Source organism: Nocardioides pacificus, assembly GCF_054775955.1.
This window is the reverse complement of record NZ_BAAHCI010000004.1, coordinates 105,761-125,180: the sequence shown is the minus strand read 5'-3', so window position 1 is coordinate 125,180 and position 19,420 is coordinate 105,761. Positions and strand designations below refer to the sequence as shown.

General features: G+C 72.4%; 18 protein-coding genes and 2 pseudogenes. 12 read left to right on the top strand and 8 right to left on the bottom strand.

What is annotated here, in order from left to right; translation table 11 throughout:
• Window positions 1–23 precede the first annotated feature (23 nt).
• Both ACYU7L_RS01720 and def read right to left on the bottom strand, forming a co-directional pair.
• The gene (locus ACYU7L_RS01720) at window positions 24–587 is read right to left on the bottom strand and encodes a GNAT family N-acetyltransferase (protein ID WP_460793454.1); all 564 of its coding nucleotides are present in this window, start codon (window positions 585–587) and stop codon (window positions 24–26) included.
• Entirely contained in the window at window positions 584–1,177 is a 594-nt protein-coding gene (gene def / locus ACYU7L_RS01715) for a peptide deformylase (RefSeq protein ID WP_460793453.1), read from the bottom strand. Before def ends, ACYU7L_RS01720 begins: the two co-directional genes overlap by 4 nt.
• A gap of 89 nt (window positions 1,178–1,266) precedes the next feature.
• Between def and ACYU7L_RS01710 the strand changes: the two genes are divergently transcribed.
• Window positions 1,267–2,631 carry an acyl-CoA dehydrogenase family protein gene (locus ACYU7L_RS01710; protein ID WP_460793452.1) on the top strand — a complete coding sequence of 455 codons (1,365 nt, stop codon included), beginning with the start codon at window positions 1,267–1,269 and terminating at the stop codon, window positions 2,629–2,631.
• A 16-nt stretch (window positions 2,632–2,647) separates the two neighbouring features.
• Window positions 2,648–3,862 (top strand): acyl-CoA dehydrogenase family protein, encoded by a 1,215-nt coding sequence (locus ACYU7L_RS01705; RefSeq protein ID WP_460793451.1) that lies wholly within the window; start codon window positions 2,648–2,650, stop codon window positions 3,860–3,862.
• Between the two features lie 118 nt (window positions 3,863–3,980).
• On the opposite strand, the gene ACYU7L_RS01700 is transcribed toward ACYU7L_RS01705, so the two are convergent.
• Window positions 3,981–5,039 carry a hypothetical protein gene (locus tag ACYU7L_RS01700; RefSeq protein WP_460793450.1) on the bottom strand — a complete coding sequence of 353 codons (1,059 nt, stop codon included), beginning with the start codon at window positions 5,037–5,039 and terminating at the stop codon, window positions 3,981–3,983.
• 156 nt (window positions 5,040–5,195) lie between these two features.
• Window positions 5,196–5,486 (bottom strand): YiaA/YiaB family inner membrane protein, encoded by a 291-nt coding sequence (locus ACYU7L_RS01695; RefSeq protein ID WP_460793449.1) that lies wholly within the window; start codon window positions 5,484–5,486, stop codon window positions 5,196–5,198.
• Window positions 5,487–5,606: 120 nt separating this feature from the next.
• Between ACYU7L_RS01695 and ACYU7L_RS01690 the strand changes: the two genes are divergently transcribed.
• Complete coding sequence (locus ACYU7L_RS01690; protein WP_460793448.1) at window positions 5,607–6,251, top strand: hypothetical protein; 645 nt, start codon at window positions 5,607–5,609, stop codon at window positions 6,249–6,251.
• Between the two features lie 34 nt (window positions 6,252–6,285).
• Window positions 6,286–7,620 carry a DUF2252 domain-containing protein gene (locus tag ACYU7L_RS01685; RefSeq protein WP_460793447.1) on the top strand — a complete coding sequence of 445 codons (1,335 nt, stop codon included), beginning with the start codon at window positions 6,286–6,288 and terminating at the stop codon, window positions 7,618–7,620.
• A 26-nt stretch (window positions 7,621–7,646) separates the two neighbouring features.
• Here ACYU7L_RS01685 and galK read toward each other — a convergent pair whose 3' ends face one another.
• Window positions 7,647–8,819, bottom strand: a complete 1,173-nt coding sequence (gene galK, locus ACYU7L_RS01680) for a galactokinase (RefSeq protein WP_460793446.1) — start codon at window positions 8,817–8,819, stop codon at window positions 7,647–7,649.
• Window positions 8,820–8,869: 50 nt separating this feature from the next.
• Between galK and ACYU7L_RS01675 the strand changes: the two genes are divergently transcribed.
• Together ACYU7L_RS01675 and ACYU7L_RS01670 are read left to right on the top strand one after the other, a co-directional pair.
• Complete coding sequence (locus ACYU7L_RS01675; RefSeq protein ID WP_460793445.1) at window positions 8,870–9,316, top strand: ankyrin repeat domain-containing protein; 447 nt, start codon at window positions 8,870–8,872, stop codon at window positions 9,314–9,316.
• 55 nt (window positions 9,317–9,371) lie between these two features.
• Window positions 9,372–9,923 (top strand): nucleosidase, encoded by a 552-nt coding sequence (locus tag ACYU7L_RS01670; RefSeq protein WP_460793632.1) that lies wholly within the window; start codon window positions 9,372–9,374, stop codon window positions 9,921–9,923.
• Window positions 9,924–9,938: 15 nt separating this feature from the next.
• On the opposite strand, the gene ACYU7L_RS01665 is transcribed toward ACYU7L_RS01670, so the two are convergent.
• Window positions 9,939–10,541, bottom strand: a complete 603-nt coding sequence (locus ACYU7L_RS01665; protein WP_460793444.1) for a LysR substrate-binding domain-containing protein — start codon at window positions 10,539–10,541, stop codon at window positions 9,939–9,941.
• 62 nt (window positions 10,542–10,603) lie between these two features.
• On the opposite strand from ACYU7L_RS01665, the gene ACYU7L_RS01660 reads away from it, so the two are divergent.
• Window positions 10,604–11,107, top strand: a complete 504-nt coding sequence (locus tag ACYU7L_RS01660) for a hypothetical protein (RefSeq protein WP_460793443.1) — start codon at window positions 10,604–10,606, stop codon at window positions 11,105–11,107.
• Between the two features lie 19 nt (window positions 11,108–11,126).
• Window positions 11,127–12,083, top strand: a pseudogene (locus ACYU7L_RS01655) (universal stress protein); the annotation flags it as partial.
• A 42-nt stretch (window positions 12,084–12,125) separates the two neighbouring features.
• Here the strand turns inward: ACYU7L_RS01655 and ACYU7L_RS01650 are convergent.
• Window positions 12,126–12,173: pseudogene (locus ACYU7L_RS01650) on the bottom strand (hypothetical protein); the annotation flags it as partial.
• A gap of 56 nt (window positions 12,174–12,229) precedes the next feature.
• On the opposite strand from ACYU7L_RS01650, the gene ACYU7L_RS01645 reads away from it, so the two are divergent.
• The 4 genes from ACYU7L_RS01645 to ACYU7L_RS01630 all read left to right on the top strand — a co-directional run bounded on the left by ACYU7L_RS01645 (window position 12,230) and on the right by ACYU7L_RS01630 (window position 18,802).
• The gene (locus tag ACYU7L_RS01645; protein ID WP_460793442.1) at window positions 12,230–14,986 is read left to right on the top strand and encodes a bifunctional acetate--CoA ligase family protein/GNAT family N-acetyltransferase; all 2,757 of its coding nucleotides are present in this window, start codon (window positions 12,230–12,232) and stop codon (window positions 14,984–14,986) included.
• A 73-nt stretch (window positions 14,987–15,059) separates the two neighbouring features.
• Complete coding sequence (locus ACYU7L_RS01640) at window positions 15,060–15,986, top strand: universal stress protein (RefSeq protein ID WP_460793441.1); 927 nt, start codon at window positions 15,060–15,062, stop codon at window positions 15,984–15,986.
• On the top strand, window positions 15,983–17,401 hold the full coding sequence (locus ACYU7L_RS01635) for an MBL fold metallo-hydrolase RNA specificity domain-containing protein (RefSeq protein WP_460793440.1): 1,419 nt from the start codon (window positions 15,983–15,985) through the stop codon (window positions 17,399–17,401). Before ACYU7L_RS01640 ends, ACYU7L_RS01635 begins: the two co-directional genes overlap by 4 nt.
• Before the next feature lie 6 nt (window positions 17,402–17,407).
• Complete coding sequence (locus ACYU7L_RS01630) at window positions 17,408–18,802, top strand: acyltransferase family protein (protein WP_460793439.1); 1,395 nt, start codon at window positions 17,408–17,410, stop codon at window positions 18,800–18,802.
• Here the strand turns inward: ACYU7L_RS01630 and ACYU7L_RS01625 are convergent.
• Window positions 18,780–19,286, bottom strand: coding sequence for a hypothetical protein (locus ACYU7L_RS01625; protein ID WP_460793438.1), 507 nt, complete (start codon window positions 19,284–19,286; stop codon window positions 18,780–18,782). The two genes, ACYU7L_RS01630 and ACYU7L_RS01625, sit on opposite strands and share 23 nt — an antisense overlap.
• Window positions 19,287–19,420 lie beyond the last annotated feature (134 nt).

Below are 19,420 nucleotides of genomic sequence, written 5' to 3'. Positions count from 1 at the left end.
CGCATGCGAGCCGATGACGCTGTCTAGGACCCGTCGCCGGCCACGTCGATCTCGAGGATCAGCTCGAGCCCGTCCTCGTCGTCCCACTGCTCCCCGATCGGGAAGAACCCGAACTCGCGGATCAGCGCCAACGAGGCGTCGTTGTCGGGGGAGACCGACGCCCGCACGCGTCGTACGGCGGGGTCGCGACGGGCCCGCTCGATCAGCGACGCGAGCGCCGCGCGGGCGAAGCCCCGACGGCGGAAGGCGGGGTCGACCCCATAGCCGACCTCGACCATGCCCGCCGGGTCGGGGGCGGCGTGGAAGCCGGCGCGACCGACGACCTGGTCCGTCTCCGCGTCCACCAGCGCACCGGTGACCCAGTCCGCGTCCTCGGGGTGCTGAGGCAGCTGGGCGGCACGGATGCGCCACACGCTCACGCACTCCGGTCCGGCGAGCCAGTCGGTGAGGGCGACGGGAGAGCTCTCTTGGGCGGCGGCCAGGTCACCCGCGGCGAGGGCCTGATGGGCGGCGAGGGGGAGCTGGACGATGCGCACCTGCTGCGCGGGTCCCGAGGGGCCGCGTCGTCGGCGAGCGGGGGCGCTCATGCGGGCCAGTTCTCCGGGTAGTCGTCGACGGACTTGTCGTGCTGCTTGGCCAGCTTCTTGCGCTGCTTGGTGGCCAGCCGGTCGCCGAAGACCGTGCCGAGAGTGTGGTCGGTCTCGTGCTGCAGGCAGCGGGCGAGCAACCCGGAGCCGGAGAAGGTCACCGGCTGCCCGTCGACCCCGGTCCCGGTGACGGTGGCGAAGTCGGGTCGAGCGCAGGTCACGAACGCGCCCGGGTAGGACAGACACCCCTCGAGGTCCTCGTCGAGCTGGCGGTCCTTGCCCTCGGGCAGCGTCACCTCGGGGTTGCACACCACGCCGACGGTGCGCTGACCGTCGTCGTCGGGGCAGTCGAAGACGAACACCGCCAGGTCCACCCCGATCTGGCAGGCGGCCAGGCCCACGCCGTCGGCGGCGTACATCGTGGCGACCATGTCCGCCACGAGCGTGCGCAGCTCCTCGTCGTACGACGTGACGCGGGCCTGCGGGCGGTGCATCACCGGGGTGCCCCAGCGGGTCATCGGGCGCACCGTGCCGCCGTCGGGGAGGGGGCCGTGAGGGCTCAGGACGGACGGCTCGTGCTCGGGGGGCATGGTGCCTGATCCTAGGTGAACTGTGCCCCGTGAGCGAAGCCACCGTCGTTTCTGTGGCGCAGAGTGTAACTGGGAGTTACAGTCTCCTCATGTCCCTCACCAACAGCCTCAGGCCGGGCGGCAGGCACGGCCTGGCGTCCCGCGAGAAGCGCGATCCCATCGGCTACGCCGTCGCCGCGCTCAACGTGGTCGCCCAGAGCGACCTCATCGACCGTCTCGGCCTGCGTCGTCAGACCGAGCAGGCCGTCTTCACCGCGACCCGCGGCGGCTTCAAGACGGTCGGGGCAGCAAACCGCACGTTCACCACCAAGGGCCGCAAGGGGGCCGACGGTGTCCGGGTCCCTGCTGCGCCCCGGCCGGGGGTGTTCGACCTCACGCCCACCGAGGACGAGCAGATGCTCGTCGACGTGGTGGGGGAGTTCGCGGCCGAGGTCGTCCGGCCGTTCGCGGCGGAGGCCGACGAGGCGTGCACCGCGCCCGAGTCCGTGCTCAAGGCCAGCCTGGAGATCGGGCTGCCGATCCTCGGCGTCCCGGAGTCGCTGGGCGGCATCTCCGAGGCCCGCTCGGCGATGGCCGGGACGCTGGTCGCCGAGGCGCTGGCCCGCGGCGACATGGGCCTGGCCGTGGCCACCCTCGCCCCGGGCGCCGTGGCCACCGCGCTCAGCCTGTGGGGGAGCGACGCCCAGCAGCAGACCTACCTGCCGGCCTTCACCGGCGACGACGTGCCCGCCGCGGCGCTCGCGCTGGCGGAGCCGAGCGTGCTCTTCGACGCGATGTCCCCGACCACGAAGGCTCGCCGCGACGGTGACGGCTACGTCCTCGACGGCGTGAAGTCGATGGTGCCGCGCGGCGCCGACGCCGAGCTCCTGGTCGTCGGCGCGCAGCTCGACGGCCGACCGGTGCTCTTCCTGGTCGAGTCCTCCGCAGCAGGGCTGCTCGTCGAGGCCGACCCCTCCATGGGGCTCCGGGCCGCGTCGCTGGCCCGGGTGACCCTGGACGGGGTGCGCGTGCCCGCTGACGCCGTGCTCGGCGCGGCGGACGGCACGACGTATGCGGAGTGCGTGCGGCTCTCGCGCCTCGCCTGGTGTGCGCTGGCGGTCGGGACCGGGCAGGCGGTGCTCGACTACGTCACGCCGTACGTCAACGAGCGCGAGGCCTTCGGCGAGCCGATCAGCCACCGGCAGTCGGTGGCCTTCATGGTCGCCAACATCGCGATCGAGCTGCAGTCCATGCGCCTGCTCACCTGGAAGGCCGCCTCGCGCGCCGCGCAGGGCAAGGACTTCACCCGCGAGGTCGCTCTCGCCCGCAACCTGTGTGCCGACAAGGGCATGCAGATCGGCCTCGACGGCGTCCAGCTGCTCGGGGGCCACGGCTTCGTCAAGGAGCACCCGGTGGAGCGGTGGTACCGCGACCTGCGTGCGATCGGCCTCGCGGAAGGAGGTGTCCTGGTCTGAGGACCGGGACCACACCATGATCAGTCTCGAGAACCCCAAGAAGTTCCGCCCGCTGGTGGGCCAGGCCCACCAGGTCGCGATGAACATGCTGCGCCCGATCTCGCGCAAGTACGACCAGGCCGAGCACGCCTATCCCAAGGAGCTCGACATGCTCGCCGCGATGATCGACGGGCTGTCGGAGTCCGGTGCGTCGGAGGGCGCGGGCGCTGCCGGCGTACGCCGCGACGAGTCGCCCGGCGCCGACGCCGGTGTGAAGAACGGCGCCAACCTCGCCTCCGTGCTCTCCGTGCAGGAGATGTGCTGGGGCGACGTGGGTCTGCTGCTCTCCATGCCGCGCCAGGGTCTGGGCAACTCCGCCATCGCCTCCGTCGCCAACGACGAGCAGGCCGCGCGCTTCGCCGACGTGTGGGCGGGGATGGCGATCACCGAGCCGGGGACCGGATCGGACTCGGCGAACATCAAGACCACCGCCGTGCTCGACGGCGACGAGTACGTCATCAACGGCGAGAAGATCTTCGTGACCGCCGGTGGGCGCTGCGACGCCGTCGTCGTGTGGGCGACGCTGGACCGGGACCTGGGGCGAGCAGCGATCAAGTCGTTCGTCGTCCCCAAGGACACCCCGGGGATGCGCGTCGAGCGCCTCGAGCACAAGCTCGGGATCCGCTCCTCCGACACCGCGACGATCATCTTCGACGACTGTCGCGTGCCGGCCGAGAACCTCCTGGGCAGCCCGGAGATCGACCCCAAGCAGGGCTTCGCCGGCGCGATGGCGACCTTCGACAACACCCGCCCCCTGGTGGCGGCGATGGCGGTCGGCTGCGCCCGGGCGTCGCTGGACCTGACCCGAGAGCTGCTGGAGCAGGCCGGTGTGGTCATCGACTACGACCGACCGGCTCTCGTGCAGTCGGCCGCCGCGGCTCGGTTCCTGCAGATGGAGGCCGACTGGGAGGCCGCACACCTGCTCACGCTGCAGGCGGCGTGGATGGCCGACAACCGCAAGCCGAACTCGCTCGAGGCGTCGATGGCCAAGGCCAAGGCCGGACGGGTCGGCTCCGACATCACCCTCGGCTGCGTCGAGCTGTGCGGCTCGCTCGGCTTCAGCGAGAACGAACTGCTGGAGAAGTGGTCGCGCGACTCCAAGATCCTCGACATCTTCGAGGGCACCCAGCAGATCCAGCAGCTGATCGTGGCTCGCCGGATCCTGGGCCTCACCAGCGCCCAGCTCCGCTGATACCGGTCGGGGGCCCCGCCCGGCCCCCGGTCCGTCTCGGGGCCATGGACCGAGAGTGACGAAGGGGGCGGCCACGCATCTCGCGTGGCCGCCCCCTTGTGTCGTGCTGCTGCTTGAATCAGCCCTTGTCCGGGTCAGCCGCCCGGGAGAGCGTCTCCTGCTCGCTGCGGACCGCCTTGGTCGTGCTCGGGTCCACCAGCGGCTCGGTGCCCGGCTGCTGGAGGCTCGTGTCGGTCGTGCTCGGGTTGGTCGCGACGTCCGCACCCGTCGTGCCGACCGGGGTCGTGACGCTCTTGGCCTCGGCCGGGACCATGTCCTCGAGCATCTCGCCCCCGCCGGCGGGGACCGCGGGGTCCGGGACCGGCCGGACGGCCTTCTTGGCGGGAGCCTGCTTCTTCGCCGCCGTCTTGGCTGCCGTCTTCTTGGCCGGAACCCCGTTGGCCTCAGCCTCGTCTGCTGCGCTGGTCTTCTTGGTCGGGAGCTTGGCCCCGGGAGCGGAGGGCTTCTTGGCAGCCTTCTTGGCGGGAGCAGCCGCCTTGGTCGCGGCAGCCTTCTCGGCGGCGGGCTTCTGCTCCACGACCTTGGCGATGTCGGCGGGGGTGACGTCGACCTCCGGGGAGGGAGCAGCCGACTTCTTCGTGGCCTGCTTCTTGGCGGCCTTCTTCGCCAGCGGGGTGGCGAGGTCGGGCTCGGTGGGGGGCTTGGTGACCGTCGGACGCTTGGCGGGCGCCTTCTTGGCGGCCGGAGCCTTGGCGGCCGGAGCCTTGGCAGCCGAAGCCTTGGGAGCCGAAGCCTTCTTGGCGGGCGCCTTCTTCGGGGCCGGGGCCTTCCTGGCCGGGGCCGTCGGCGCCACCGCATCACCGTGCGGACGCGGCGGCTCCGAGGGAACCGGCGCCGACTTGGCCGCGGGCGCCCCGGGGGCTGCTGCACCCGACGCGGGTCGGGGCGCAGAGCTGGGCGTTCCCGAAGTGGGCTTGGGCTTGCGGCCGGGAGCCAGGTGGGTCACGGTGTCAGCGGCGATGCTCGCCGCCGTGCGGGTGACCTGGCCGGCGACGGACACGCCGAAGGCTGCGGTGTCGCGCGCCTGGCCGACGGCCTTCTCGGCCGCACCCACCGGATCCTTGATCGTGCCGAACGCTGCGTCCTTGATCTTGCCGAGCGGGTTCTTGCGCGCCACGTGACATCCCTTCGGTAGGTCTGTGCCTTGCTGTGATTCAAGCACGGCCCGATATCGGCCGTTCAGCGGTCCGGTTCCCGAGAACAGGTTCCACCAATCACGCAGCGGACGTCGGGTGTGTCACACGCAGTTACACATCCAAAGGTGCGAGTCGGGTCAGGAGACGGCCCGGAAGGGATCGTGCTCGGCCAGGATGCGGTCGACCCGCGCCTGGTCGAGCCGCGCCACGACGTACTGGTTCTCCTGCGAGTCGCGCACGCACTTGGCGAGCGTGAAGCACGAGGTCGTGAGGAACAGGGTCCCGAGGCCGAGGAAGGAGCGGATCCACGGGTCGACCGGCAGGTAGAGAATGGCGACGATCATGGTCAGCAGGGCAGCACCGAAGGCGATGGCGGCCTGTGCGAAGAAGGCGTTGGTGTTCTTGGCGGGGGGCTTGTTGTTGTCCATGTGCACCAGCGTGTCCTGCCCCGGACCACGACAGATCCGTGCACCTACCCGAGTGCCCTGAGTACCGCTACCCAGCCGGCGTCGCTCGACGGACTTGGTCAGGGATGGTCGGATGGCGCCATGAAGCTGTACGCCGACACGGGGGCCCGCCGTACCCGACAGGTCGTGGCCGACCTGCTGTTCGTCCTCTGGATCGTGGGCTGGGTGTGGTTCGGGGTGGCCGTCCACGACAAGACGCTCGCCCTGGCCGGACCGGGGCGCGACGCCGAGTCGGCAGGAGCCAGCCTCGCCGACGGACTCGGCGACGCTGGCGGCCTGCTGGACGGCGTGCCCCTGGTGGGTGACCGGATCGAGGAGACCTTCGAGAAGGCTGCGGGCGCCTCCACGAAGCTGTCCGAGGCCGGGCGCCAGGAGGTCGAGGCGGTCGAGGACCTCAGCATCTGGCTGGGGGTGGCGGTCGTGGCGATCCCGGTCATGGCGGCAGTGCCGTTCCATCTGCCGGGGCGGGTGCGCTTCGTCCGTGAGGCCAGCGCCATGTCCCGGTTGCTGGCGGTCCACTACGACCGAGACCTCCTGGCGTTGCGGGCTCTGGCCCGACTTCCGTTGCGGGAGATCACCAGCCTCGGTCCCGATCCGGCCGATGCCTGGCGGCGCAGGGACCCGCGTGCGCTGGATGCCCTCGCCGCCGCCGAGCTTCGCAGCCATGGCCTGCGGCCCCCCGGGGCGACCCGCAGGACGACCGTCAACCACCAGGCGCAGAGCTGATCAGGCTCCGCGTCGCAGACAGAGGACTGACCAGATGACCCGCACCGCCGCGCGCACCGAGCTGATCGTCGAGGTCATCACCGACGCCTTCGCACCGCTGATGAAGGCCGACCCGGTGGCTTTCCGGGGGAAGTTCCGGACCATGTCCCGTGATCCCCATGCGTTCCTGCGGGGGACCGCCTGCCTGTTCTACGCGGACGTGACCGGCCATGGGGGAGCCAGGAAGTGGGCCGGCGATCCCTACGCCGACGAGCGCAGCGGGCGGATCTGGATCCACGGCGACCTGCATGTCGAGAACTTCGGGACCTACCTCAACTCCGACGGCCGGTTGGTCTTCGACGTCAACGACTTCGACGAGGCCTACATCGGCCGGTTCACCTGGGACCTGCAGCGCTTCGCGGCGTCGCTCGCGCTGGTGGGCTGGCAGAAGGCGCTGCCGGACACCGACATCCGCTCCCTGGTCGCCCGCTTCGTGCGCGCCTACCTGGCCCAGGTCGACCACTACCGCGCCGCCGAGGACGACGAGGACTTCGCCCTGCACCTCGACAACACCGACGGGCCCGTGCTGGACGCGTTGCGACGGGCCCGGCTGCGGCGCCGCGTGGACTTCCTCGACGCCACGACCGAGCTTCACGAGGGCAGCCGGACGTTCCAGGAGGACGCGACGGTACGGCGGCTCCCGACGTCGGAGCACGAGGCGGTCCGCCGCGCGTTCGAGGACTACCTGGAGACCATCCCGGCCTCGAAGCGCTTCGACCGCGCCCTGTTCTACGAGCTGCGCGACGTGGTGGGCAAGAGCGGGTTCGGGATCGGCAGCGCCGGGCTGCCGGCGTACAACCTGCTGGTCGAGGGCTACAGCCAGGCCCTCGACAACGACGTGGTGCTGTCCATGAAGCAGGCCAACGTGCCGGCGGTCAGCCGCTTCGTCGACACGGCCGCCGTCGACCGCTACTTCGAGCACGAGGCGCACCGCACGGTCGTGAGCCAGCGTGCGCTGCAGGTCCACACCGACCCCCTCTTGGGCTACACCCGCCTGGCCGGGACGGGGTACGTCGTGTCGGAGGTCTCGCCCTACGAGCTCGACCTCGACTGGACGACGATCACCGAGCCGGGGGACATGGCCGCCGTCGTGGACCTGCTGGGTCGCGCCACCGCGAAGATCCACTGCGCCTCCGACGAGGACAGCGAGCAGGACCTCGTCGACTTCCAGGTCGAGGACGCGATCGCCGCCTCGGTCGACCGTCGCCGCCGGGAGTTCACCGACTGGGTGGTCGACTTCGGCATCGCCTACTCCGCCCAGGTCCGTACCGACCACGCCCTCTTCGTCGAGGCCTTCCGCGAAGGACGGATCGGCGTCAGCTCGACCTAGTCATCGGGCCTGGTGGTCGGGTGTGGTCATCGAGGCGCGGCGCTGCTGCTCGGGATCGCCCGCAGATGGGTGGGGCGGGCCCAGCCGTGGGCCACGAAGGCTGTGTCGACAGCGCGGACCGCTGCCGCCAGACGCTCCTGGGGGACCAGAGCCACGGCGGAGCCCCCGAAGCCGCCGCCGGTCATCCGCGCCCCCAGGGCCCCCGCCTGCACAGCGGTGTCCACGGCGACGTCGAGCTCCGGGCAGGAGACCTCGAAGTCGTCACGCAGGGAGACGTGCGAGGCCATCAGGGCTTGCCCCACGGCCGGCCAGTCGTGCCGCTCCAGGGCAGCGACGCAGGCCTCGACCCGGGCGTTCTCAGTGATCACATGCCGGACGCGCCGCACGAGCCGGTCGTCGTCGAGTCTGTCGAGGTCGGATTCGAAGGCGCTGCGCAGGGTGGCGACGCCGAGCCGCCGGGCGGCCTCCTCGCAGTCACTGCGGCGGGCGGCGTATCCGCCGTCGACGAGCGCGTGGGAGACACCGGTGTCGATGACGAGCAGCGCGAGGTCCGCGTCGTCGAGCAGCAGCGGTACGTCGCGGGTCGAGCCGTCCTCGAAGTCGAGCAGCAGCGCGTCACCCTCGCGAGCCAGCAGTGACACGGTCTGGTCCAGGCCGCCCGTGGGGGCACCCGCGACCTCCGACTCCGCGCGTGTGCAGGCCCGGATGAGCCGGTCGCGCATCCCCCTGTCGAGCGGCAGCCCCAGCAGATCGACCACCGCGACGGCCACCGAGCACTCCAGGGCGGCCGAGCTCGAGAGACCGGCGCCGACCGGCACCGTGCTCTCCACGTGCACGTCCACCCCCGGGACGGCCACGCCGTCCTCGCGCAGCGCCCACAGCACGCCTGCCACATAGGTCGCCCAACCCGCGACATCGCCGGGGCCGCACGTGTCGAGAGTGCCCTCCCACGGCGCCTCTGCCTGGGCGCTGGTGATCCGCACCCGGTCGTCGGTGCGGCGCGCCACCGCGGCGTACGTCGCGTGGGCCAGGGCCAGCGGCAGGCAGAGGCCGGCGTTGTAGTCGGTGTGCTCACCGATCACGTTGACGCGGCCTGGGGCCCGAGCGACCACCTCGGCCTCACGTCCGTGCCGCTCGAGGAAGCCGGCCCGGACGGCCGCGGTCAGGTCCCGGGGGTCGCCGGGCTCGACGAAGGTCATCAGACCAGCCTAGGGGGCAGCGATGCGCGTCGCCCTGCCAGACTCGGGGCATGGCTGAGGACATCACGACAGACGAGACCACGGCCGACGAGAACACTGTCGCCAAGACCACAGGCCCGACGGGGGACCCGGAAGGCGAGCCCACCGAGGAGATGATCGCGCTCGCGCACCAGCTGTTCGACTGGGTGCGCGAAGGCCAGGCCGATCGCGTGATGGCCTATGTCGACGCCGGCGTGCCGGTCGACCTGGCCGACCCGTCCGGCAACACCCTGCTGATGCTGGCCGCCTACAACGGGCACCCGAGCATCGTCGCCGGACTGGCGCAGCGCGGCGCGGACGTCAACCGGCTCAACGACCGTGGGCAGTCGCCGCTGGCCGGAGCGGTCTTCAAGGGCGAGGACGACGTGGTCAGCACCCTGCTCGCTCACGGCGCGGACCTCGACGCCGGGACCCCCACGGCCCGGGCCACGGCCCAGATGTTCGGCCGCGCGCTCTGAGCACCCAGTCGGCCGAGGGGTCTCCTCGGCGCACTAGCGTGATCCCGTGCTGACGATGCGAGCGGACCGGATCCTGGTGGTGGCGGCGACGCAGGAGGAGGCCGCCCACGTGCCCGACGGCGTGGCCCTCGTGGTGACCGGGATCGGGAAGACCCAGGCGGCGGTGGCGACCACCCAAGCGCTGCTCGCCCGGGCAGGCGCGGTCGACCTGGTGGTCAACCTGGGCACGGCGGGCGCGCTGCGCGACGGCCTGGGCGGCCTCTTCGAGCCTGGGACGGTCCTCAACCACGACATCGCCGCGGACGCGATCCGCGCCCTCGGCCACGAGCCACACGACCGGCTGAGCATCGGCGGTGACGCCACGGTGCTGGCCACCGGCGACGTGTTCGTGAGCGATCCGGCCGTGCGGGCCCGGCTGGGCGCGATCGCCGACCTCGTCGACATGGAGGGGTACGCCGTGGCGTGGGCCTGCCGCCAGGTCGGCGTGCCGGTGCGGATGATCAAGCACGTCTCGGACAACGCCGACGCGGGGGCACTCGACTGGCCGTCCCTCGTCGACGCCAGTGCCCGGGTGCTGGGTGAGCGGCTCGAGCAGCTGCTGGGCTGAGCAGGCGGCTGGGGCTCAGCCGCGTGAGCTGCGCTCCGTGCGGCCGCGCACGATGCCGATGAACTCCTGGACCCGGTCGTCCTCGTTGTCCACCAGCCAGGCGAGCCCGATCTGCGTCTCGGGGACGCCGCTGACGGGCACGTGGACGACGTCCTTGCGCTGGTGCAGGCGGGCCACGGACATCGGCACGACCACGATGCCGGTGCCGCTGGCCACGACCTCGATCGCGTCCTTGATGCTCATGGGCGGCCAGTCCAGTCGCTGTGCCCGCGCCACCTCGCTCCATCCCTCGACCTCGTCGGGGGGCTGGACGAGCTGCTCGTCGGCGAGGTCGGCGAGGGCGACCTCGTCGAAGGCGCTGACGACGTGCTCCTTGCCCACGACGACGACGGGCTGCTCGCGGTAGAGCGGGATCAGGTGCAGCCCGTCGCGGTCGACAGGCAGCCGGACCAGACACATGTCGAGGCTGCCGTCGCGCACGCCGTCCTCCTGCGCCCCCTGCTCGACCGGCACGAGCTCGAGACCGTCGCGCCGCCGGCGACGCCAGGTGCCGGCCCACTTGTCGGGGGTTGCGCCGGTGACGAAGCCGACGCGGAAGGGACGTTGGATGGCGGACACCGCTCCAGGCTAGTGCGTGGCGCGAAGGCAGCAGCGCTCGGAACGGCTCTACTGTGACGTGCATGACGACCGATGCACGACCCGACGGTGAGCGGGCAGCCAGCCTGCTGGCGCTGCGCAGGAGCTGGAGGGGCCTGGCCGCTCCAGGGCTCGACGACCTGGTGGGTGACCTCCGCGCCGACTTCCTGCCGCCGTTGCGCCGGGTGGCGCCGGTGGGGCTCGGCCTGGTGGGCCTGCCTCGCTGGTGGGGCAAGCGCTTCCGTCCCGACGACGGAGCCGGCGTCGGCGCGGCACTGGCCGGCGTCAACCTGGTGCGTCCCCGGTCGAACGGAGCGGCCGGGCAGCTGGTCGAGACGCTGCCCATGACCGCTCGGATGGGGACGTCGCTCGTGGACGAGCGCCCCGCCATTGTCATCTCGTATGCCGCCGACGGGCCGCGCCCCTGGCGGTGGGTGCGCGACGAGGTGCGCTGTGACGCGGCCGGCTCCCTCGTCGCCATGACGTTCGTCGACGTCGCAGGGCTGCGCCGCGCCGGCGGTACGCCCTTCCTGCTCCAGCGTCCCTGAGCGGGACGGCCGGCGCCCGATGCGAGGCCCAACGGTCCTTGCCACGTGCCGATCGACCTGTTGGGCTGGGGGCCCAGACCCCGGACCCCAGACCCCGGCCGCCAGCCCGAGAGGAACGACCATGCCAGAGCAGGACCTCCCTCGACTGGGGGGTGTCGTGGTCGCGCCGGTCCTGGTCGGGGTGGATGGCTCCCCGGACTGCCTTCCCGCCGTCCGTCATGCCGCCGCCGAGGCCACGCGCCTGGGCGCTCCGCTCCGGATCGTCCACGTCGCGCCTGATCACCCCTTGCTCAGCGCTCTGCTCCCCGGCGGTCAGGGTCGCGTCGACGAGGTGGCTCGCGAGGCACTGAGGCACGCCATCGACGCTGCCGCGGCGACCTCCGAGCAGCCCGTCGACGCGGAGGTCATCCCCGGCTCGGCCGTCGGGGAGCTGAGCCGCACCGCCCAGCACGCGCGACTGCTCGTGGTCGGCAGCTCTCCGCATCCGCGGCGTGGCCGGGTGGGCGCCGGGTCGACGGTGCTGGGTCTGGCCGCGCGATCGCCGGTGCCCCTGGTCTGCGTGCCGTCTCACTGGGTCGGCGCCCCAACCCGGGACCGTGTCGTGGTCGGGCTGAAGGGGCCGGGTCCGGGAAGCTCGCTGCTGGACCGGGCGTTCGCGGTGGCAGCCGAGCGCGGCGCCACCCTGGAGATCGTCCATGCCTGGCGGCTGCCCGGTGAGTACGACGACCTGCTGGACTCGCCCGAGCGGCTGGAGCAGTGGCGGCGCCACACACTCGACGAGCTCGAGCCGTTGGTCGAGCAGAGGCGGCAGCGCCATCCCCAGGTGGTCGCCGAGCTGCGGATCTGTCACGACCAGGCGGCCGACGCTCTGGTGGAGGCCTCGAGCAGGGCCGACCTGGTGATGATCGAGCGCCCGACGCACACGATCGCCGGTGTCCACCTCGGGAGCACGGCTCGCGGTGTCCTTCGCGAGTCGGCCTGCCCCGTTGAGATCAGCCCCGTCGAGATCAGCCCCGTCGAGATCAGCCCCGTCGAGATCAGCCCCGTCGAGATCAGCCCCACCCACACCAGCACGGCCGACATCAGCCCGGCCACGAACACGTCCCCCAGGAGCAAGCACTGATGACCGACCAGTCCGCCGCCGTGCGCCGACCCGTCCGCGGCGCCGTGGACGTCCTGCTCTCCGACGGCAGGGTCGCCACCGTCCGTCCGCTGATGAGCAGCGATCGCGATGCCCTCTTCGACCTGCACGACCACGTGTCCGAGGACAGCTATCGGTTCCGGTTCTTCACGGCGGGACGCGCCGCTGGACACAACTACGTGGAGCACCTGATGACGGCGGAGTCCTCGCACGAGGACGACCGCCCGATCGTCCTGCTGCTGCTCGTCGCCGATGAGCTCATCGGCGTAGCCACTGCTGAGCCGACCGAGCCGGCCACGGCCGAGATCTCCTTCCTCGTCGCCGACTCGGCGCACGGCTTCGGGGCCGGCACGCTGCTCCTGGAGCACCTGGCCGCCCACGCGCGGGACCGAGGGATCCGGCGCTTCACTGCGGACGTGCTTCCGGAGAACGTCCAGATGCTGCGGGTGCTGGCCGACACCGGCTTCGCCGCCGAGCGTCAGCGCGAGCCGGGGACCGTGATGATGACGCTCGACACGGCGGCCACCGCCGAGGCCGTGGCCTCGGCAGACCGGCGCGAGCGGCTCTCGGAGGCCCACTCGCTGGCGCCACTTTTGCGCCCTCGCTCCGTCGCCGTCGTGGGAGTGCGACGCGACGGCAGCGGCGTGGGCCGGGCCGTCCTCGACGGGATCCGCAACGACGGCTTCACCGGCCGCCTGGTGGTGGTCCATCCGACGGCGGACGAGGTCGACGGGGTGCCGGCATACCCCGACCTCGGCAGCCTCGACGCCCCGGTCGACCTGGTCGTCATCGCCGTCCCGGCTCCCGAGGTGCTCGCGGTGATCCAGCAGGCAGCGGACGCGGGCGTCCGGGCTGCCGTGGTGCTCTCCGGAGGCTTCAGCGAGATGGGCGCGGAGGGGAGGGCGATGCAGCACCAGATGCTGGCCGTCGCGAGGCGGCACAGCCTGCGCCTGATCGGCCCCAACTGCCTCGGTGTGATGGCCAACCAGTCCGGGGTCAGCCTCAACGCGACCTTCACCCGGGGCCTGCCACCTCGCGGTGGACTCGCGGTGGCCTCGCAGTCCGGTGGCGTCGCCATCAGCCTGCTCGACCGGGCTCGCGAGTCCGGGCTCGGGATCTCGTCGTTCGTCTCTCTCGGCAACAAGGCGGACGTCTCGGGCAACGACCTGCTCTCGGCCTGGCTCGAGGATGACGAGGTCACCGCCGCGGCCCTCTATCTCGAGTCCTTCGGCAACGCCCAGAAGTTCGCCCGCGTGGCGCGCAGCTTCGCTGAGCGCAAGCCGCTGCTCGCCGTCGTCGGCGGCCGCTCCTCCGGCGGGCGCCGTGCCGGTGCGTCGCATACGGCGGCCGCAGCGGCCCCCTCGGTCGGCATCGACGCGCTGTTCGCGCAGTCCGGCGTCATCGCCTGCCGCGGCCTCGACGACATGGCGGCCACGGCGCTGCTGCTCACCACCCAGCCGGTGCCGCGTGGACCGCGGGTCGGCATCGTCGGCAACGCCGGAGGTCTGGGTGTGCTGGCCGCGGACGCAGCCTCGGGCGCCGGCATCGTCGTCCCCGAGCTCTCGGGGGAGGGGCAGCGCCAGATGCAGGCCTACCTCTCCGGCACGGTCGGCGCCAGCAACCCGGTGGATCTGGGGGCCGGCGTGGGCCGGGAGGAGTTCCTCGCCGCGGTGAGCGGGATGCTCGCCTCCGAGCAGGTCGACAGCGTGCTGGTCACGATCACCGCCACAGCGGTCACCGACGCCGAGGCGGTCATCGACGGTCTGACCGAGGCGCGCGCGGTGGCGCCCGACAAGCCGCTGCTGCTGGTGGCCATCGGCGTCTCCGAGGTGCCGCGTCCCGACGAGGCAGGGAAGGCGCCGTTCGCGGCGTTCCGGTCGGTCGACGAGGCGATCCAGTCCCTCGCCCACGCCGCGCGGTACGCCGCCTGGCTGGCGGCACCGGCGAGCGATCTGCCGGCGGAGGACCCGGTCGTCGCGGAACAGGCACGAGCCCTGGCACTCGCGCAGGTGCCGGACGGTGTCGAGGACGTGGACGCCGGCTGGCTCGCTCCCGCTGACGTGCGGAGCCTGCTCGGGCTCTACGGCATCGACGCCCCCGTGGGGCGCGTGGCCACCAGCCATCAGGAGTGCGTCGCACTCGCGGAGGAGGTCGGCTTCCCGGTGGCGCTGAAGGTGGCGGACCCGACCGTGGTGCACAAGACCGACCGCGGCCTGGTCCGCATCGGGCTGCGCGACCGCGCAGCCGTGGAGGGGTGTCTCGCCGACTTCGCCGCGGAGATGGGCCGCACCGATGTGCCGGTCCTCGTCCAGCCGATGGTGGTGGGCGGGGTCGAGCTCGCACTCGGCGTCGTGCGCGACCCCGGCTTCGGCCCGCTCGTCATGGTCGCGAGCGGGGGAGTCGCCGTCGATGTGTGGGCCGACCGGGTCTTCTCGATGCCGCCGCTGAGCGAGAGTGACGCCGAGCGCTCTCTGCGCGCGCTGCGCATCTGGCCGCTGCTCGCAGGTCATCGGGGGTCGCAGCCGACCGACGTGGCTGCGGTGCAGCGGTTGGTGGTGGCACTCGGGCGGCTCAGCCTTGACGTGCCGGAGATCGCCGAGATCGACCTCAACCCCGTGATGGTGCTCACCGACGGCGCGGTGTGCGTCGACGCCAAGGTCCGGCTGGCGACGCCGGCCACCCTTCTCGACGCGGGCATCCCGCGACGCCTCCGTCCTCCCGCGGGAGCCGGCGACTGACGGGTCCAACGGCCCTGCCCTCGCGCGTCCGGTCGGGACAGGCTGGAGGTGGACGCGAAGAGGGGAGGCCTCCATGTCCCGCTCAGTCGACCAGGCCGTCGTCGTCGGGGTGGACGGCGAAGACGGGGGGCTCCGCGCGCTGCGCTATGCGGTCCACGAGATCAATCGCACCGGCACCGACGACACGGTGCGGCTGGTGCACGTCGGGCCGGACTATGTGGCCGCGTCGCCGGTGGACCTCACGTTCCGGATGGTGGTGGAGCGCAGCGGACGCGAGATGCTCGCGGCCGCGGCCGCGGTTGCTCGGGAGCTGGCCCCTGAGCTCCGCGTCACCCAGGAGCTGTACGACGGTCCGCGGGCGGCGACGCTCGCCCGAACCGCGGAGGGCGCGCGGATGATCGTCTTGGGACGCACCGACCGCTCGCTGGTCGAGCGCGTCCTGGGCATGGCGACCACGGCCGGCGTGGCCGCGCGGGCGACGTGCCCGGTGGTGTGCGTGCCCGCCGGGTGGCCACCCCTGGAGCTGCGGCGCCAGGTGGTCGTCGGCTTCAAGTCCCCCCACCACGCTCCCGAGCTGCTGCGTACCGCCTTCGCCGAGGCGGCGACCCGCGAGGCGCGGCTGGTGGTCCTGCACGCCTGGAAGCTGCCCGGTGCCTACGACGACCTGGTGGCCGACCGGGTCAGTCGTGAGCGCTGCGAGGCCGAGACCCGGGCGGTCATCGAGCCACTGCTCGCCGAAGGCCGGCGCACCTACCCCGAGGTGGAGGTCGACGTGCAGGTGGTGCACGAGGAGCCAGGTCGCGCCCTCGTGGAGCACTCCGCCGGCGCCGACCTGCTGGTGCTCGTCCGCCGGGCCCACGGATTCCCGGCCGCGACCCACCTGGGCGGGGCCGCCCGCACGCTCCTGCGCTGGTCCGACTGCCCGGTGATGGTCGTCGCCCCCCACACCGACCACGCCACGAGACACGAGCCGGAACACCAGACGGGGCGAGACCGATGAGCACCGCCGGAGCAACGCCGCGCCACGAGCGCGCGGTGCTCACCTTCCTCGGCGCCGCCGGCACCGTGACGGGCAGCAAGTTCCTCGTCGAGGGCGGCGATGATCGCGTCCTCGTGGACTGCGGCATGTTCCAGGGCGAGCGCGACGGGCGCCGGCGCAACTGGGAGCCGCTCGACGTGGACGTCACCGACCTCGACGCAGTGGTGCTCACCCACGCCCACCTCGACCACACCGGCTATCTGCCCCGGCTGGTCCGAGACGGCTTCGTGGGCGACGTGGTGTGCACGGCGACGACGGCCCAGCTGGCGGCCATCGTCCTGCGCGACGCGGCCCACCTGCAGGAGGAGGACGCCCGCTATGCCAGGGACCGCGGCTTCTCCCGCCACGACCCGCCCCTCCCGCTCTTCGACTCCTCCGACGTCGAGCGCGCTCTGCGGTTGATCCGCCCGGTCGCGTTCGACACGCCCCACTCGATCGGGTCCGACAGCCGCGTCACCCTGCGCTCGGCCGGGCACATCCTCGGCTCGGCCTTCGCCGAGCTCGAGGTCGACGGCTCACGGGTGACCTTCAGCGGGGATCTCGGGCGAGATCAGCACCCGCTGCTTCGCGCACCCAGCGTCCCGCACCCCACCGAGACGGTCGTCGTCGAGTCGACCTACGGCGACCGCCTGCACACCCCGGAGGCGGAGTCCCTCCTGGCCGCCGCGATCCGCCGTACCGTCGAACGCGGCGGCGTCGCACTGCTCCCGGCCTTCGCCGTCGACCGCACCCCGATGCTGCTGCACGTGCTGGCGCGGCTGGTCGCCGAGGGGCAGATCCCCGACGTCCCGGTGTTCGTGGACAGCCCGATGGCCCTGGCTGCGCTCCAGGTCTATCGGCAGGCGCTGTCGGCGGGTGACCAGCAGTTCCGGCCGGAGGTGGTCGACGGCCGCCTGGAGGCACAACCCCCGCAGCTGCGGGCGGTGTCGTCGCGGCAGGACTCGGAGGCGCTCAACGCGCCCCGGCACCCCTGCGTGATCATCTCTGCGTCGGGAATGGCCACGGGCGGTCGGGTCCTGCACCACCTCAAGCAGCAGCTGCCGAACGCCCGCAACAGCGTGATCCTCACCGGCTACCAGGTCGCCGGCACCCGGGGCCGCTCGCTGGCGGACGGTGCCCCCCACGTGAAGATCCACGGCGACTACGTGCCGGTGCTGGCCGAGGTCGTGAACGTCCACGGCTTCTCGGCCCACGCCGACCAGGACGAGCTGCTCGCATGGCTCGGGCACCTTCCGCCGCCGGCCGCGGCGTACGTCGTCCACGGTGAGCCCACCGCGTCGGCGGCGCTGCGCAGTCGGGTGGAGCGGGAGCTGCACTGGCTGGCGGTCGTGCCTCGCCAGGGCGAGCGCGTGAGGTTGGCCCGGCGCCGGGGCTGATCGCTGATGAGCGCGCCAGTGGCGGGGTCCCTCAGCAGCCGGGCCGCGCACACCCCGGCGGCTCGCAACCGCGTCGTCGATCTGATCCGCGCCCTCGCGATCTGCGTGGTGGTGCTGGGCCACTGGCTGATGGCGGGGCTCTACGTCGACGCCGACGGCGCCCTGCACCGGACCGGGCTGCTCAGCGTCGCGACCTGGGCCCACCCCCTCACCTGGGTGCTCCAGGTGATCCCCCTGGTCTTCCTCGTCGGGGGCTATGCCAACGCGCTGTCCTGGCAGGGGGCACAGCGTCGCGGCACGACGTACGGCGGCTGGCTGCGCGCGCGCCTGCGCCGCCTGGTGACCCCGGTGCTGCCCCTGATGGTCTTCTGGCTGCTGGCCCCTGCTGTCGCGGGACGCGCCGGGCTCGGGCACGACTGGCTGCGCATCGCCGGGAAGGCCTCGCTGGTCCCGACCTGGTTCCTGGCCAACTACCTGGTCGTGGTGATGCTCGTGCCGGCGACCTGGTGGCTGTGGCAGCGGTGGGGCTGGGCCTGTGTCGTCGTCGCCGTGGGCCTCGCCGGTGTCGTCGACCTGCTCAGCATCAGCGGCGATGCGCCTGCGCTCGGGTTGCTCAACGCACTGTTCGTGTGGGGCACCGCCCACCAGCTCGGCTATGCCTGGCTCACCGGGGGACTGGCTCACCGCGGCAGTCGCCTGCTCCTGGCCGGTGTGGGCGTCGCCGGACTGGTGCTGCTCGTGCGCCTCGGCCCGTACGGCGTCTCGATGGTGGGCGTGAACGGCTATGGCCTCGACAACGCGCGGCCCCCGCGCGTGACGCTGGCCTTCCTCGCTCTGGCGCAGGCAGGCGTCACGCTGATGCTCGAGCCGGTGCTGCGCCGGGCAGCCGAGCGGCCTCGCGTCTGGCTGGTCACCGTGGCGATCAACGGCCGGGTGATGACGATCTATCTCTGGCACCTCACCGCGCTCGGCATCGCGGCCGGAGCGGCGATGCTCCACCCCATCGCGGATCTGCGGCTTGTCCCGAACAGCGGCGGCTGGTGGGCCACCCGGCCGCTGTGGATCCTGCTGCTGGTGGGGGTGACGGCACTACTGGTGGTCGGTCTGGGCCGCTTCGAGGAGCTCGGCGCCGACCTGCGTCCGGTGCCCCCGGGTTGGATGCCCGTGGTGGCCGCGCTCCTCACCGCCGCGGCACTGCTGTTGCTGGCCGATCACGGCATCGTCGACGCCTCGGGGCACCTCTCCTGGCACCTCGTCGCGATCCCGCTCGTGGCCAACGTCGCGCTCGGCACCATCGCCGCGTTCGGTGCGCTGGGCCGGCTGGGCCGGCTGGGCACGCTGGGCCGGACTCGGGATGACGCCCGAGCCCGGCGAGAGGTCACGCCTCGCGGGAGCGGTTGAACGCCGCACGGGCGTCGGACAGGGCGGCGTTGAAGCGCCGCAGCGCCTCGTTGAGGCCGGTACGAGTGTCGTCCAGCGTGTCCTGCGCCTCGGACTGAGCCTGGGTCAGACGGGCCCGGGCGGCGAGCCAGGCGTTCTCGGCGGCTCCGAGGAGGCGGGTGGTGTCGTCCTGGACCTCCTTGCGACCCAGGGACGTGCGCACCCACATCTCGTCGAGAGCCCCGCGACTCGCGTCGAGGCGGCGGCGGGCCTCACTGAGGTAGGCGGCGCGGTGGCCGCTGGTGCTGGCGTCGAGCTCGGACAGCAGATGCCCGGCATCGGCGCGCAGCTGGCGCAGCGTCGCTCCGAGCTCCTCCCGCACCGCGCCGCCGCCGGAGACGGCTGTCTCACGGACCCGGGCGAGCGCCTCGTCGGCGACCTTGAGGTCAGCCCGGAGATCCTGGACCAGCTGTTGGATGACGTGGGGGGTGGGGTCGGTGCTCATCGAGGCTCCTTCGTTGGCTGCTCTCAGCCTTGCCTGCGCCTGCGCCGGCCACCAGTGTCCATGGTCCTTGGCCCATGGTCCGGGTGCAGCACGACGGGCCCAAGGACTCTGTGCCGCGACGGTGACGGGCGTGA